The organism is Sphingomonas sp. OV641 (assembly GCF_900109205.1).
GTDB lineage: Bacteria > Pseudomonadota > Alphaproteobacteria > Sphingomonadales > Sphingomonadaceae > Sphingomonas.
Genome location: NZ_FNZB01000009.1, coordinates 1 through 14,322, shown reverse-complemented (window position 1 = coordinate 14,322; position 14,322 = coordinate 1). Strand labels below are relative to the sequence as shown.

13 protein-coding genes and 2 pseudogenes are annotated in these 14,322 nt (G+C 65.6%); 12 read left to right on the top strand and 3 right to left on the bottom strand.

What is annotated here, in order from left to right; translation table 11 throughout:
• Position 1 precedes the first annotated feature (1 nt).
• Positions 2–370, bottom strand: a complete 369-nt coding sequence (copC, locus tag BMX36_RS19290) for a copper homeostasis periplasmic binding protein CopC (RefSeq protein ID WP_020486671.1) — start codon at positions 368–370, stop codon at positions 2–4.
• A 127-nt stretch (positions 371–497) separates the two neighbouring features.
• Here copC and BMX36_RS19285 point away from each other — a divergent pair, with 127 nt between their 5' ends.
• From BMX36_RS19285 to BMX36_RS19230, 12 genes and pseudogenes are all read left to right on the top strand, one after another.
• Positions 498–767, top strand: a complete 270-nt coding sequence (locus BMX36_RS19285; RefSeq protein ID WP_020486670.1) for a hypothetical protein — start codon at positions 498–500, stop codon at positions 765–767.
• Positions 764–1,204 carry a periplasmic heavy metal sensor gene (locus BMX36_RS19280; protein WP_017980786.1) on the top strand — a complete coding sequence of 147 codons (441 nt, stop codon included), beginning with the start codon at positions 764–766 and terminating at the stop codon, positions 1,202–1,204. Before BMX36_RS19285 ends, BMX36_RS19280 begins: the two co-directional genes overlap by 4 nt.
• Positions 1,205–1,214: 10 nt before the next feature.
• Complete coding sequence (locus BMX36_RS19275; protein WP_018251214.1) at positions 1,215–1,784, top strand: RNA polymerase sigma factor; 570 nt, start codon at positions 1,215–1,217, stop codon at positions 1,782–1,784.
• 67 nt (positions 1,785–1,851) lie between these two features.
• A complete protein-coding gene (locus tag BMX36_RS19270) occupies positions 1,852–3,885 on the top strand; it encodes a copper resistance system multicopper oxidase (protein WP_018251213.1) in 2,034 nt (677 codons plus the stop codon).
• Positions 3,882–5,174, top strand: a complete 1,293-nt coding sequence (locus tag BMX36_RS19265; protein ID WP_043060765.1) for a copper resistance protein B — start codon at positions 3,882–3,884, stop codon at positions 5,172–5,174. Before BMX36_RS19270 ends, BMX36_RS19265 begins: the two co-directional genes overlap by 4 nt.
• A 3-nt stretch (positions 5,175–5,177) precedes the next feature.
• The gene (locus tag BMX36_RS19260; RefSeq protein WP_017980781.1) at positions 5,178–5,774 is read left to right on the top strand and encodes a c-type cytochrome; all 597 of its coding nucleotides are present in this window, start codon (positions 5,178–5,180) and stop codon (positions 5,772–5,774) included.
• A 25-nt stretch (positions 5,775–5,799) separates the two neighbouring features.
• The gene (locus BMX36_RS19255; RefSeq protein WP_017980780.1) at positions 5,800–6,537 is read left to right on the top strand and encodes a PepSY domain-containing protein; all 738 of its coding nucleotides are present in this window, start codon (positions 5,800–5,802) and stop codon (positions 6,535–6,537) included.
• A gap of 133 nt (positions 6,538–6,670) precedes the next feature.
• Positions 6,671–7,063 carry a DUF305 domain-containing protein gene (locus tag BMX36_RS19250; protein WP_042469554.1) on the top strand — a complete coding sequence of 131 codons (393 nt, stop codon included), beginning with the start codon at positions 6,671–6,673 and terminating at the stop codon, positions 7,061–7,063.
• Positions 7,064–7,131: 68 nt separating this feature from the next.
• Positions 7,132–7,584: a DUF411 domain-containing protein gene (locus BMX36_RS19245; protein WP_017980778.1), complete on the top strand. Its 453-nt coding sequence runs from the start codon at positions 7,132–7,134 to the stop codon at positions 7,582–7,584.
• 897 nt (positions 7,585–8,481) lie between these two features.
• A complete protein-coding gene (locus BMX36_RS19240) occupies positions 8,482–9,699 on the top strand; it encodes a TolC family protein (protein WP_018251210.1) in 1,218 nt (405 codons plus the stop codon).
• On the top strand, positions 9,696–11,195 hold the full coding sequence (locus BMX36_RS19235) for an efflux RND transporter periplasmic adaptor subunit (RefSeq protein ID WP_043060764.1): 1,500 nt from the start codon (positions 9,696–9,698) through the stop codon (positions 11,193–11,195). The genes BMX36_RS19240 and BMX36_RS19235 overlap by 4 nt, the downstream gene beginning before the upstream one ends.
• Positions 11,192–13,222, top strand: a pseudogene (locus BMX36_RS19230) (efflux RND transporter permease subunit); the annotation flags it as partial. The gene BMX36_RS19235 and the pseudogene BMX36_RS19230, both read left to right, overlap by 4 nt.
• A gap of 170 nt (positions 13,223–13,392) precedes the next feature.
• Here BMX36_RS19230 and istB read toward each other — a convergent pair.
• Positions 13,393–14,121 (bottom strand): IS21-like element helper ATPase IstB, encoded by a 729-nt coding sequence (gene istB / locus BMX36_RS19225; RefSeq protein WP_061781605.1) that lies wholly within the window; start codon positions 14,119–14,121, stop codon positions 13,393–13,395.
• Positions 14,108–14,322, bottom strand: a pseudogene (locus BMX36_RS19220) (IS21 family transposase); the annotation flags it as partial. The pseudogene BMX36_RS19220 and the gene istB, both read right to left, overlap by 14 nt.

Genomic DNA, 14,322 nt, shown 5'->3' with positions numbered 1-14,322 from the left:
CTCACTTCACCGCGAAGACGTAGGTTCCTGCGACCTTGTGGGTGTCGGTCGAGACGACATTCCACGCGACGCTATACCGACCCGATGGGAGCGGCGATTTCGGGGTGATGACGAGGGTCCGGCCATCGGACGAGAGCGCGGAGGCGCTGGCCATCTTCATGGCTGCCATGCCGGGCATCGCTGCCATCGTGAGATCGGCCTTGGAGAAGGCTGGCATCAGCTTCTCGCTGAAATGAAGTTCGATACGAGCGGGCTTCGCGACCGTCGCATTGGCGGCCGGCGATGCCGACACCAGCTTAGGATGGGCGTTCGCCGTTCCGGCGAACATGACGAGAGCGGCAGCAGCAGTCAGAACGGATAGGCGGCGCATAGGGGGCCTTTCGACAGGAGGGTTCCTGTCCTTCATTACGCGCCCCGATCGACCACCCCTCACGGATGGATTTGAGGGATGGGCGCGTCGCTTGCGTAATCCATGCTAGAGGGGTGGAGTGAACGACATGGACCTCGACGCAGTATTGATGAGGCTGGCGCAAGCACCCGTGCCCGCGAGCCTTGATGGCATGGAAGATCGCGTGCTGGCGCGGGTCGCCGCACGTCCAGCGGCGCGCGCCGGCTTAGGCGTTGGGGCAATGACGATCGCTGCGGCGCTCGTCATGGGCATCTTCGGTGCCGGTGTGCCCGCGAAGGAAGCCAGCGCGGCTTCGCTATCGCCCTTGGGGCCGGTGTCGCCGCTCGCGCCCTCCACGCTGCTCGTCGGCGTGCAATGAGCGGCCGCATCCGCCTTCTGCTTGGCATTGTCGCGTGCTTCATCGCCGCGATCATCGGTGTGTTCGTGGGGCGGGCGCTACTTCCGCCACGTGCCCAGCCCGGCTCGGAGCTGCACGACGTGCTGCATCATAAGCTGGCGCTGGACGCCAACCAGGAAGCGCGACTTGAAGTGCTGGAGCAGCGTTTCGCCGTGCAGCGGCGCGCATTCGAGCTGGAATTGCGGGCGAACAATGCCCGGCTCGCTGAAGCGATCGAGGCCGAGCATGGCAACGGGCCGCGCGTCGCCGCAGCGGTCGACCAGAGCCACGCCGTCATGGGCGAGCTCCAGAAAGCGACGCTGGCGCACATCTTCGCCATGCGCCAGCTCTTGCGGCCCAATCAGACCGGCCAGTTCGATCAGGCCGTGGTGAAGGCGCTCACCGACGACGCACGTTGAGGTTCGGCGCGTGAGCCTCGACTGGACCACGCTTACGGACGGCGAGCTGGCGACCCTCAGCATCGCCGGGCGCGAAGCCGCCTTCGCCGAGATCATGCGCCGCCATCGGCAGTCAATCTTCCGCATGGTGCGCGCGTGCGTCGGCGAGGCCGACGAGGCGCTGGACCTTCTGCAGGAGACCTTCGTCGCGGCGCATCAGGCCCTGCCCCGCTACGACGGCGATCGATCGATGCGCGCGTGGCTATCGACGATCGCGATCAACAAGTGCCGCGATTGGGGGCGCAAGCGCACCGTGCGGCGCTTTCTGGCGTTCGCCGCACCGATCGGCCCGGAAGCCGAAGCCATTGCAGACGACCAGGTGGCGATCGACGACGCGACGGGCGACCGACAGGAACTCGACCGCGTGACGCGCGCCATTGCGGGCTTGCCGACCGCATTGAAGGAATCCTTGGTGCTGCGCACGATCGAGGGGTTGAGCCAGGCTGAAACCGCGGCAGTGTTGTCGATCAGCGAAAAGGCGGTAGAAACCCGCCTCTATCGCGCGCGATCGAAGTTGCTGGAGCGATTGGGCGGGCGCTGAGGGATAGCGCCCTGAGCTGCGTATCAAGGCTAGAGGGACACTCCCGTTCGAGAGCCTTGAGGACCGTATGAGCCGCACTATCGATCGCCGCCAGATGCTTCGCGGCGCCGCCCTTGCTGGCGGTGGCATGGCGCTGACCGCCTATATGCCCGCGTGGGCGCAGCCTGTCTCGGGCGGGATCGTCAAACCGCTGCCGACCGTCTCGGGCACTGACATCGCGCTGACGATCGACAGTTTCAGACTTCCCGTCGACGGCAAGTCGACGCCCGCAATCGGCGTCAACGGCACGGTGCCGGCCCCTCTCATTCGCTTGAAGGAGGGGCAAAAGGTCCGCCTCTCCGTCACCAACAATCTCGACGAGGACAGTTCGATCCACTGGCATGGGCTGCTCGTGCCGTTCGCGATGGACGGCGTGCCCGGCATCAGCTTCCCCGGCATCAAGGCGCGCTCGACCTTCATCTACGAGTTCCCGATCATCCAGTCGGGCACCTACTGGTATCACAGCCATTCCGGCGAGCAGGAGCAGGGCGGACTTTACGGGCCGATCGTGATCGACCCGGCCGGTGCCGATCCGATCGCGTTCGACCGCGAGCATGTGATCGTGCTGTCCGACCACAGCCAGATGACCGGCGAGCAGATTTTCCGGAAGCTGAAGCAGATGGGCGGCGCCTATTTCAACTATCAGCGGCCGACCCTCGCGGGCTTGCTCGCGGGTCGGGAAATGCCGCTCAAGGACCGGATCGAGTGGGGAAAGATGCGAATGGACCCCGCCGACATCGCCGACGTCACCGGCTCGACCTATACCTTCCTGGTCAACGGCTACGGGCCGTATGACAACTGGACGGGGCTGTTCAAGCCGGGCGAGCGGGTCCGCTTGCGGATCATCAACGCCGCGGCGCAGACCAACTTCAACGTCCGCATCCCCGACCTGCCGATGACCGTCGTGCAGGCCGATGGGCAGAATGTCCGTCCGGTGAAGATCGACGAGTTCCAGATCGGCGTTGCCGAGACGTTCGACGTGATCGTGACGCCCGAGGACCGGGCCTACAGCTTCGTCTCCGAGGCTATCGATCGCTCCGGCATGGGCCGGGCGACGCTCGCCCCGCGTGAGGGGATGGTCGCCCCGGTCCCGCCGCTTCGTCCGCGCACGCTGCTGACCATGACCGATATGGGCATGGACATGGGGAGCATGGGCGGGATGCAGGGCATGTCCGGCATGAAGGACGAGAGCCCGGTCGCCACGCGCGGGCCGGACCCCACCTTGATGCAGAACGCCTCGCGCAATCTTTGGAAGCTGACGGGCTGGAAGGGGCCGACCGATCACGGGACGGTCGCGGCAGGCGCAGCGATGGCGGGCATGTCCGGCATGTCGGGCATGGACCACAGCCAGATGGGCGGCGCTGTAATGCCCGGGATGGACCATAGCCAAATGGCAGCGGGCGGTGCTGGCATGGCCGGCATGGACCATAGTGCCATGTCGGGCGGATCGGGCCAGGCTGGCGGCATGGCCGGGATGGACCACGGGTCGGGTGGCGGCATGAACATGAACATGCGCGACCCGAAGAATGCGCCGGGCGTGAAGATGGGGCCGGGCGTGCAGACCATCTCCCCGATGCCGAAGGACCGTAGCGGTGAACCGCCCCAGGGTCTGGAGGGCCTGGATCACCGCGTCCTCACCTATCGCGACCTCGTTTCGCTCGCGCCCAACCCCGACGTGCGCGCGCCGTCGCGTCAGTTCGAGATCCATCTGACCGGTAACATGGAGCGCTACATGTGGGGCTTCGACGGGCAGAAGCTGAGCGATCCCGCCGACCCCATCCCGTTCCGCAAAGGCGAGCGGGCGCGGGTGACGTTGGTCAACGATACGATGATGCCGCACCCCATCCATCTCCACGGCCATTTCTTCGAGCTGGTGACGGGGCACGGCAATCATGCGCCGCGCAAGCACACCGTCAACGTGCCGCCTGGAGGCAAGATGACCTTTGATCTGACCGCCGATGCACCCGGCGATTGGGCGTTCCACTGTCACAATCTCTACCACATGACCGCAGGCATGATGCGCGTCGTCACCGTTCGCCCGTTCGCGGGAGAGGCGGCATGAACCGGCTGACCGCGGCGCTCGCCGCCGCCACCATGCTCGGCATCGCCGGTCCTGTCGCCGCTCAGTCGATGCAGGGCATGGATCATTCGGCAATGCCGGGCATGACCATGCCGATGCCTGCGAAAAAGAAGCCGGTGGTGAAGCCCACGGCCAAAGGCAAGCCGGCCAAGACTAGGTCAGCTCCTGCGAGGCGACCATCAGCTTCGACGACGAAACGCCGCGCCGCGCCAACGGCCGGCATGAATGGTATGGATCACGGGACCATGCCGGGCATGGATCACTCGTCTATGCCCGGCATGGACCATGCGGCTCCGCAGGGCTCACAGCAGGGCATGGAAGCCATGCCGGGGATGCAGATGCCCGGAAACGGCCAAACGGTCCCTCAGGGCTCCCAGCAGCCGATGCAGGGCATGGACCATTCGGCGATGCCGGGGATGACCATGCCAGCCGACCAGCACAGCGGCCACGACATGCAGGGCATGTCGGGAATGGCCGGAATGCCAGGCATGGCGGCCGATGGGGTGCAGCAGACTGGCACCGCGCTTCCCGCAGGAAACGCCCCCGCCCCGCCCCTGCCGACCGACCATGCGGCCGACAGCGTTTACGGCGCGGACGCGATGGCGATGGGTCGCCATCACCTTCAGCAGCATCACGGCGGTCAAAACTTCAGCCAGGTGCTATTGAACCTCGCTGAGTATCAATTCCGCAACGGTCGTGACGGCTATCGCTGGGATGGCGAGGCGTGGTTCGGGGGTGACATCAACCGCCTCTTCATCAAGTCTGAGGGCGAGGGAGCCTTCCGCGAGGGCATCGAGAGCGCCGAGGTGCAGGCGCTCTATAGCCGGACCATTGGCCCTTATTTCAATCTACAAGCGGGTGTCCGCCAGGATTTGGGGCCGTCCCCGAAACGCACCTATGCGACCGTCGGGCTGGAGGGGCTGGCACCGGGCTTCTTCGAGCTAGAGGGCGCGGTATTCCTGTCCAACAAGGGCGACCTGCTAGGGCGGCTTGAGGGCTATTACGACCAGCGCATCACCCAGCGGCTGATCCTGCAACCGCGCGCCGAGCTCAATTTCGCTGCGCAGGACGTGCCGGAAAACCGGATCGGATCGGGCCTATCCAACGCCGAGCTTGGATTGCGGCTGCGTTATGAGATCCGGCGCGAGTTCGCCCCCTATGTCGGCGTGTCATGGGATCGCCGCTTCGGCGACACCGCCCGCTACGCGCGCGCCGATGGGGATCGCGCAACGTCCAAGAGCATCGTCGCCGGCGTTCGTGTCTGGTTCTGATCGATGGAGGAACAGATGGCTCAAGACGGCAGGCGCTCGATAAGGCAGCACTTCCCGAGCCTGCCGTTCGTAGGCGCCCTGGCGATCGTCCTGGCGCTGGGCGCAGCCGCGTTTATCTACCTTGGCGTGTATAACATCGCGGCCGACGAACCGCACACGCCGGCGGTCTATTCAATGCTCGAACGCCTGCGCGATCGGTCGATTGAGGCACGCGCGCGCGGCATAACACCCCCGGCCGATCTGGCATCGGCGCAGCGCGTGTCAGTCGGCGCGGGCCTTTACGGAGAAATGTGTTCCGGTTGCCATCTCGGCCCCGGCGTCGAGAAATCCGAGATGAGCCAGGGCCTCTATCCACAGGCGCCGGAACTCGCGCGCGCTCAAGATCTCACCCCCGCCCAGCAATTCTGGATCATCAAGCACGGGGTGAAGCTCAGCGCCATGCCGGCATGGGGCAAGACGCATCCCGACCCCCTAATTTGGAATATGGTCGCGTTCGTCCGCAAGCTCCCCGGCATGACGCCCGAACAGTATAAGGCACTGGTCGCGAGCGCCCCGGCCGATCACGACGAGATGATGAAGGACATGCCGGGTATGAAGTGACCCCGGCGACGAGGTTGAGGGAGGAGTGGTTCTGAAAAGCGCGAAACTGAGGCTGCATCTACTCGCGAGCCGCACGCACAAATGGCTCGCGATCATCATCGGCGCGCAGCTCCTGCTATGGTTCGCAAGCGGCGCCCTGATGAGCTTCCTGCCGATCGATCGGGTGCATGGCGATCACCTCGTTGACCGCAAAGCCGCGGCGCCCCTTCCCCGCGGCAGCACGTTCGCCCCACCATCGGCGATCGTAGGCGCAGCAGATGCGCCCATCGAGGCCATCACCTATCGCATGTGGCTTGGCCGCCCGGTCGCCGAGGTCGCGACAGCCAAGGGAACGCGCCTGTTCGACGCCGCGACGGGCCAAGCGCTGCCAGCACCAACGGCTCGTGAGGCCGAGGAGATCGCGCGTTTGGCATGGCGTGGCGGTGCTCGACCAGCGGCGAAGGTAGAGCGGATCGAGCGCGCCAGCCCCGAATATCGCGGCACGCTCCCCGCCTGGCGCGTCGCGTTCGCCGACCTCGATTCCACCCGCGTCTTTGTCGCGGCCGACACCGGTCGGATCTCGGCTGTCCGAACCGGCACTTGGCGGCTCTACGACTTCTTCTGGGGCCTTCACATCATGGATTGGACGAATCACGAGAACTTCAACACGCCCTGGCTGCTCGCCTTCGCGATCGGTGGGCTTGCGCTTTGGTTAGGGGGGGCAGTGCTTCTCTACATGCGATGGCCCAAAACGCGGCGTCGCAACATCGTGATCGAGGCATAATATACGCGGCTCAGGAGCGTAGCCCTCGGAAATAAAGTCCTGTTTCCTGACAATTTCTCGCGCGTTCTAGCACCCCGGGTGAGGGATAGCCGCCTCGCACGCGTAGAAGTCTTAGAACCCAGGGAGATCAATAATGCGCTTCGCACCAACATTCGCAGCTTTGGCGCTGCTCGCCACGCCCGCCCTCGCGCAGCAGAGCGGCGGAATGCAGGGCATGAACCACGGTCAGATGGCCGGCATGAACCACGACGACATGGCGGGCATGATGGCCGGCAATCCCTACGGCCAGGCCGAGATGGACATGCATCAGAAGATGATGGCGGCCAAGCAGGGCGACGCGGCCGAAATGTGGACGCGCAAGATGATCGAGCATCACCGAGGCGCCATCGCCATGTCGCGCGTTGCGGTGCGTGACGCGCGCGACGCCGAGACCAAGCGCATGGCGCAGATGACGATCACGAAACAGGAAAAGGATATTGCCGAGCTGCAGGCGTGGCTCAGCAAGCACGGCAAGCGCCCGCAATAAGGGAGCGCTGCCCCGCCCTGTCGATCCCCCTACCCCCCGGCAGGGCGGGGATTTCCTTTTAGGAGCTGATGATGAAGAATGGTGTTCGTGGCGCCGTCGCCGCCTTGCTAATGACCATCCCAGCGGTCGCATCGGCCGCGGCCGACATCGCCATGCACCGCGATCCGGGTTGCGGCTGTTGCGAGAAATGGGCGGCGCAGGTGCGTCAGCAGTTCGGCCGCAAGGTCCAGATCATCGACGATGATCGCCGTGAGGTGCTGCAGCGTAAGATCGGCCTGCCCGCTGACCTCGCGTCCTGCCATACCGCGATCATCGACGGCATGGCGTTTGAGGGACATGTCCCGATCGCGGACATGAAGCGCGCGCTGGCCCAGCATCCTAAAGGCGTGCGCGGCTTGGCCGTGGCCGGAATGCCGATGGGCTCACCGGGCATGGAGGTGCCCGGCATGAGAACCCAGCCCTATGACGTCATTGCGTTCGGTGCCGCTGGCCGGCGTGTCTTTGCTAGCCACGGCGCCTAAACGACAGGTTGTCTTGTGAGCGGCAAATCTTCCCCGGCGCTTCATGCCGGCACTACGGCACCCGGCAAACCACCCGTATTGACCTCGGCGTTGACAATTGGGATAGTATCCGGGTGTTGAAAGCTCGTCTTTCTCTCTTGCTTCTTGTTGGAGCGTTGCTTGGCCTTTTGGGCCAAGGAATTGCGTATGCGGCCGGCCCATCGCTCTCACCCAAGATGGCGATGAGCCATGTCACCCCATCCCGCATGGATTGCGCGGGTATGGCGACCCCGGATCCGTCATCGGAACACCCATGCAAAGGACTGACGCTGGCGTGTATCGCCCAAATGGGATGCGTTGTTCCCATGACGTTTGAGGAGCCGGCAAGAGTGCTGAAGCGCTCGATCGCATCTCAAATCGTTATCTGGCCTGCCAGCCGGGCACTTGCCGGCCTCAACGTCGCTCCCGAGCCCGAACCGCCTACCGTTTGATCGAGTCAAGCCGTGTCAGGCTGCAGCCGTTCGCCGGTTGCGGCTCTGCCGATTTTAAATCTCGATCAAATTGGAAAGTGACATGAAAACGTTCATCTTGGCGGTATTTGCCGCTAGCCTCGCCGCGTCGGCAGCGACGGCGGCCACATCTGAAAATAAAAGCAATGGTCATTGGGAGTGGCGTTCCAATTACCAGCCGGGCCCGCGGGCGCCGCTTCAAGCCCCACGTCGCGTATGGGTTACGGACGTTCCCCAGTCGAGCGCCTGCGTGTGCCCGATGATGGAACGCGGTCGCGACGCCTGCATGTCAATGAAGGGCGGCCAGTCAACTTAAGCTGGCGAGCCTGAACAGGTGCCGGGCTCCGATCAACCATTTGGAGCCCGGCCATCATTATGACATGAAGGGACTAGAGGGATGCGCGCATCCATGATGCTCGCGGTCGCCGCGCTCACGACGAGCGCCGCGCACGCGCAGACACTTACCTATGACCAAGCGCTGCGCGATGCGGTTGCCAACGCCCCGGGAGCGGTTGCCGGTCGCGCGGGGGTCAGCGCCGCCCAAGCCGATGCACGTGCGGCGGGAAGCCTTCCGGACCCCCGTGTGTCGATCGGAATCGAGAATTATCCTGTCTCTGGGCCACCCGCCTTCTCCCTATCCAGAGACGACATGACGATGGGGCGTGTCGGTTTCCAACAGGACCTACCCAACCTTGCCAAGCGTCATGCCGCGCAAGCGCAGGCACGCGCCGTGATCGCAACGGCAGAAGCATCGCAAGCGACCAAGCTCCGGGAGGTGCGATTGGGAGCGGGGCAGGCATGGATCGACCTTGCTTATGCCGAGCGTCGACTAGCTGCCCTCGACACCGTTCTGCTATTCCTTCGATCTCTCCCTTCCGCTGCGCGGGCCGCCGTGACGACCGGTTCGGTCCGCCCTGGTCAGACACTGACGACCGATCAGGAGATCGCGGCACTCGACGACCGCCGCGACGAGTTGATGGCCGCCGTTGCGCGCGCCCGCGCGATGCTGGCTCGCTGGACCGGCGTATCGGCGCCCGAGATTGCCGGCGATATGCCCGCGATCGATCTGGCTCCGGCGCGGCTGCGGGACGCGCTCAGCCTTCACTCCGACATGGTTCTCGCCGAGGCCGGTATTCAGCGCGCCCAGGCCGACGTGGATGCGGCGCGAGCGGAGAAGCGACCCGATTGGGGGGTAGAGGTAGCTTATCAACGCCGTGACCCCCGGTATGGCGACATGGTGTCGGCGGGAGTTTCGATGAGCCTGCCGCTGTTCGCTCGATCGCGTCAGAACCCGCGCATCGAAGCCCGCAAATCCGCACAGGCGCAGGCCGAGGCCGCGCGCGAAGAAACCCGGCGCACATTGGCAGCCGATCTGGAGGCCGCGCTGGCGGACCACCAAATGCATCACAGCCAATGGCAGCGCGCGCGCGACGTGCTCCTTCCGCTCGCTCGGAAGCGAGCCGATCTGGAGATAGCGAGCTACTCTGCCGGTCGCGCGAGTCTTGCGGATGCCATCGAAGCCAAGACCGCGCTCGCCGACGCCGAGCTGACCGTGCTCGACCGTGAGGCGCTCGTCGCCGCAGACTCTGTCCGCCTCACCATTACCTTCGGGAGCGCCGATCGATGAGCGACACTACCATTACCCGCGCCCGCCTTGTCACCGCGGTAAGCGCGCTGGTGCTGGTCGCAGGGGGCGTGGGCTTCGGGCTCGCGAAACTTGGCACGTCCTCGGCTGCCGATCAAACGGCATCCCCAGCCCCGCAGAAGAAGATCCTCTACTGGTATGATCCGATGATCCCGGGGGAGCGGCACGACGGCCCGGGTCTCTCGTCGATGAGGATGAAACTGATCCCCCGCTATGCCGACGAGGGCGCAGGCGGTAGCGCCGCACCGGGCGTAGCGATCGATCCGGCCAGCCTCCAGCGGCTCGGCGCGCGGATCGTCACGGTCGAACGCGGATCGTTGTCAAACTCGGCCTCGGCAACCGGCAGCATCGAGTTCAATGACCGCAACGTTGCGGTCGTGCAGGCACGCAGCGGCGGCTTCGTTCAGCGCGTCTATGCGCGCGCGCCAGGCGATGTCGTGCCGGCAGGCGCCCCGCTCGCCGATATCCTTGTGCCCGAATGGGCGGGCGCGCAGGCGGAGTATCTCGCCGTGCGCCGCACCGGGGATGCCGGGCTCACGCGGGCGGCACGAGAGCGCCTGTTGCTTCTCGGGATGCCCGCCGGATCGATTGCATCGGCGGAGTGGCGCGGCCGACCGCAAGGTGTGACGACGATCAGCACGCCCGTGGGGGGCGTCATCAAGACGCTCGGCGTCCGACAGGGGATGACGGTCGCGCAAGGACAGACACTGGCGGAGGTGAACGGCCTCGCCACCGTGTGGCTGAACGCGGCTGTCCCTGAGGCCCTCGCAGGAAACCTGCGGATCGGCACGCCCGTCATCGCCACGCTGGCGGCTTTCCCGGGCGAAAGCTTCAGGGGCCGCATCGCTGCGATCCTGCCCCAGGCCGAGGCAGCGAGCCGCACGCTCACAATCCGCGTCGAGCTCCCCAACCGTGCCGGCCGGTTGCGCCCCGGTATGTTCGCCAGCGTGGCGCTCGACCAGGGGAGCCGCGATGCACTCCTTGTTCCGAGTGAGGCCGTGATCCGGACCGGCCGGCGCACACTCGTCATGTTGGCAGGGCCGGGTGGACGCTTTCGACCCGCCGAGGTTCGCACTGGCGCAGAAGGCGGCGGCAAAACCGAGATAGTCGCCGGCCTGACCGAGGGTGAGAAGGTTGTCGCGTCGGGCCAGTTCCTGATCGACTCCGAAGCGAGCCTCGCTGGCCTCGATGCGCGTCCGATTGGTGTCGAAGCGTCACCCGCAACAAAGCCGGCCGTGAAACCCACCGCGTCGATCTACGAGACGGTCGGCAGCATCGAGGCGATCGATCGCAGTTCCGTCACCCTGTCCCATCAGCCCGTTCCGGCGATCGGCTGGCCGGCCATGACAATGACGTTCCGCGTCGCCGATCCCGCGTTGGTGCGTGGGTATCGCAAGGGTGAGCGGGTGCGGTTCGGCTTTGATCAACCCGCCGATGGTCCAACGCTGCGCCGCATGACGCGCGAGGCTGGGCGATGATTGCCGCGATCATCCGCTGGTCGGTCGCGAACCGCTTCCTCGTCGTCCTGGCGGCCATCGCGCTCGCCATGGCCGGGGTGTTCGCAATGCGTGCCACCCCCGTCGATGCGCTCCCCGACCTGTCCGACACGCAGGTCATCATCCGCACGAGCTGGCCGGGCCAAGCCCCGCAGATCGTCGAGAACCAGGTGACGTATCCGCTCACCACGACGATGCTGTCCGTGCCTGGCGCGAAAACCGTGCGCGGCTATTCGTTCTTCGGCGACAGCTACGTCTATGTCCTCTTCGAGGATGGGACCGACCTCTATTGGGCGCGCTCACGCGTGCTGGAGTATCTGAGCCAGGTGCAGGGACGGCTTCCCCAAGGCGCGCAGGCCGCGCTGGGTCCTGATGCGACGGGGGTCGGCTGGGTCTATGAATACACGCTGTTGGACCGCACCGGCCGCCGTGACCTGTCGCAGCTCCGATCCTTGCAGGACTGGTTCCTACGTTATGAACTGAAAACGCTGCCCGGCGTTGCGGAGGTGGCGAGCATCGGCGGAATGGTGAAGCAATATCAGGTGCTGCTCGACCCGACGCGGCTCGCCGCATTCGGTGTCACGCACACTCAGGCCGTCGATGCCATTCGCCGCGCCAATCAGGAGGCCGGCGGGTCCGTCCTCGAGCTGGGCGAAGCCGAATATATGGTGCGCGCGTCAGGTTACTTGCGCACCGTCGACGATTTCCGCGCGATCCCGCTCAAGGTCGCCGGTGCCGGCGTCCCCGTTACCTTGGGCGACGTCGCGTCGATCCAGATCGGCCCCGAGATGCGCCGCGGCATCGCCGAGCTGAACGGCGAAGGCGAGGTCGCGGGCGGAGTCGTCATCCTGCGTCAGGGCAAGAATGCACGGCAGACGATCGAAGCCGTCAAGGCCAAGCTCGCGGAACTGAAAGCGAGCCTTCCCCCCGGCGTCGAGATCGTCACCACCTATGACCGCTCGCAATTGATCGACCGCGCGGTGGAGAATTTGACGGGCAAGCTGATCGAGGAGTTCGTCGTCGTCGCGATCATCTGCGGGTTGTTTCTGTGGCATGTCCGGTCTGCGCTGGTCGCGATCGTCACCTTGCCTCTGGGGGTGCTCGCGGCCTTGCTCGTCATGCGTGTGCAGGGGGTGAACGCCAACATCATGTCTTTGGGCGGTATCGCCATCGCGATCGGCGCGATGGTCGATGCCGCGATCGTGATGATCGAGAACGCGCACAAGCGGATCGAGCGATGGGAACACGACCATCCGGGCGTGGCGCTGGCGGGCGAGGAACGCTGGCGCGTCATCACCGAGGCCGCGGCCGAGGTCGGGCCGGCGCTGTTCTTCAGCCTCGTCATCATCACGCTGTCGTTCGTGCCGGTGTTCACGCTCGAAGCGCAGGAGGGACGGCTGTTCGCCCCGCTCGCCTTCACCAAGAGCTATGCGATGGCGGCAGCGGCGATCCTGTCGGTAACGCTCGTGCCGGTCCTGATGGGATGGCTGATCCGGGGACGCATTCCGGCCGAGAACGACAACATTATCAACCGCGTGCTCACCCGTGCCTATCGCCCGGCGCTCGACCGCGTGTTGGCGCGGCCTTGGGCGGCGATCGGCATCGCCGCCCTGGTACTGGCGACGACGGCATGGCCGCTGACCCGATTGGGTGGCGAGTTCATCCCGACGATGGATGAGGGCGATCTGCTCTACATGCCGTCCGCGCTTCCCGGCCTTTCGGCCGCGAGCGCCTCGGCCCTGCTCCAGCGCACAGACCGGCTGATAAAAACCGTTCCCGAGGTCAAAACCGTGTTCGGCAAAGCCGGACGCGCCGAGACCGCGACCGACCCGGCACCGCTCGAGATGTTCGAGACGACCATCCAATTCAAGCCGCGCGATCAATGGCGCGCGGGGATGACGCCGGCAAAGCTGGTGGAGGAGCTGGACCGCACAGTGCGCGTGCCCGGCCTCACGAACGTATGGGTGCCTCCGATCCGCAATCGGATCGATATGCTCGCGACCGGTGTCAATCGGCGTCCAAAAAGGACCCCCTATCGGCGTCCAAAAGGGACCCCGTTTGTCGAGCGGTGTGACGGGTATGGCGGGCGTGCCGTTCGCGCTGGTTGCGGCGTAGGGCGGGCGTAGCCCGACCGGAGGCGCAACCAGCGCGAAGCATCTTCTGCCGGTGGTCCCGCGCGTCAGCTGCGGTGCTTGAATCGCCAGCTGTCGTTGCCGGTCTCGACGATGTCGCAGTGGTGGGTAATGCGGTCGAGCAGCGCGGTGGTCATCTTGGGGTCGCCAAAGACGGTCGGCCACTCACCGAAGGCCAGGTTCGTGGTGACGATGACCGAGGTCTGCTCATAGAGCTTGCTGACGAGATGGAAGAGCAGCTGACCGCCCGAGCGTGCAAACGGCAGGTAGCCAAGCTCGTCGAGCACCACGAGGTCGAGACGCGAGAGCTGGGCCGCCAACGTGCCGGCCTTGCCGAGGCGCGTTTCCTCCTCGAGCCGGTTCACCAGGTCCACCGTGTTGAAGTAGCGCCCGCGGGCGCCGGCTCGTACCACATTGGCGGTGATGGCGGTGGCGAGGTGCGTCTTGCCGGTGCCCGTCCCACCGACCAGCACGACGTTGCGCCGGCCGGGGAGGAACGAGCCGCTGTGCAGGGAGCGCACCAGTCCTTCGTTGATGGGAGTGTCGCCGAAGACGAAGGCGTCGAGGTCCTTCACCGCCGGCAGCCTGGCGGCCGACATCCGGTAACGAACCGACGCTGCATGGCGGTGCGTCGCCTCGGCACGCAGCAGGTCGGTCAGGACCTCCATGGTCGTGCGCTTGCGCTGGAGACCGGTGGTCACCGCCTCGTCGAAGGCGCCAGCCATGCCCTTCAGCCCCAACTCGGTCATGGCCGTCATCATCTCATGCCGCTGCATGGAGGCCTCGCAGGCTGTCATAGCGGTTGCAGTCGGCGCGGGGCGGATGGCGCAGCGCCAGGTCCTCGGGGGTGACAATGGTCAGCGGTCGTGGCGGTTCTCGCCTGCGGGCCAGGATGTTGACGATGACGTCGTCGCTGGCGGTGCCGGCCAGCAGCGCCTCTCGCACGGCCGCTTCCACCGCCTCCAGTCCGTCGTCGA

What these genes read in the sequence shown, in the direction of transcription:
- istB (WP_061781605.1), bottom strand. Translation starts at nt 14,121, where the DNA reads ATGCAGCGGCATGAGATGATGACGGCCATGACCGAGTTGGGGCTGAAG.
- BMX36_RS19265 (WP_043060765.1), top strand. Translation starts at nt 3,882, where the DNA reads ATGAACCGGCTGACCGCGGCGCTCGCCGCCGCCACCATGCTCGGCATC.
- BMX36_RS19245 (WP_017980778.1), top strand. Translation starts at nt 7,132, where the DNA reads ATGATGAAGAATGGTGTTCGTGGCGCCGTCGCCGCCTTGCTAATGACC.
- BMX36_RS19235 (WP_043060764.1), top strand. Translation starts at nt 9,696, where the DNA reads ATGAGCGACACTACCATTACCCGCGCCCGCCTTGTCACCGCGGTAAGC.
- BMX36_RS19250 (WP_042469554.1), top strand. Translation starts at nt 6,671, where the DNA reads ATGCGCTTCGCACCAACATTCGCAGCTTTGGCGCTGCTCGCCACGCCC.
- BMX36_RS19270 (WP_018251213.1), top strand. Translation starts at nt 1,852, where the DNA reads ATGAGCCGCACTATCGATCGCCGCCAGATGCTTCGCGGCGCCGCCCTT.
- BMX36_RS19240 (WP_018251210.1), top strand. Translation starts at nt 8,482, where the DNA reads ATGATGCTCGCGGTCGCCGCGCTCACGACGAGCGCCGCGCACGCGCAG.
- BMX36_RS19285 (WP_020486670.1), top strand. Translation starts at nt 498, where the DNA reads ATGGACCTCGACGCAGTATTGATGAGGCTGGCGCAAGCACCCGTGCCC.
- BMX36_RS19260 (WP_017980781.1), top strand. Translation starts at nt 5,178, where the DNA reads ATGGAGGAACAGATGGCTCAAGACGGCAGGCGCTCGATAAGGCAGCAC.
- copC (WP_020486671.1), bottom strand. Translation starts at nt 370, where the DNA reads ATGCGCCGCCTATCCGTTCTGACTGCTGCTGCCGCTCTCGTCATGTTC.
- BMX36_RS19280 (WP_017980786.1), top strand. Translation starts at nt 764, where the DNA reads ATGAGCGGCCGCATCCGCCTTCTGCTTGGCATTGTCGCGTGCTTCATC.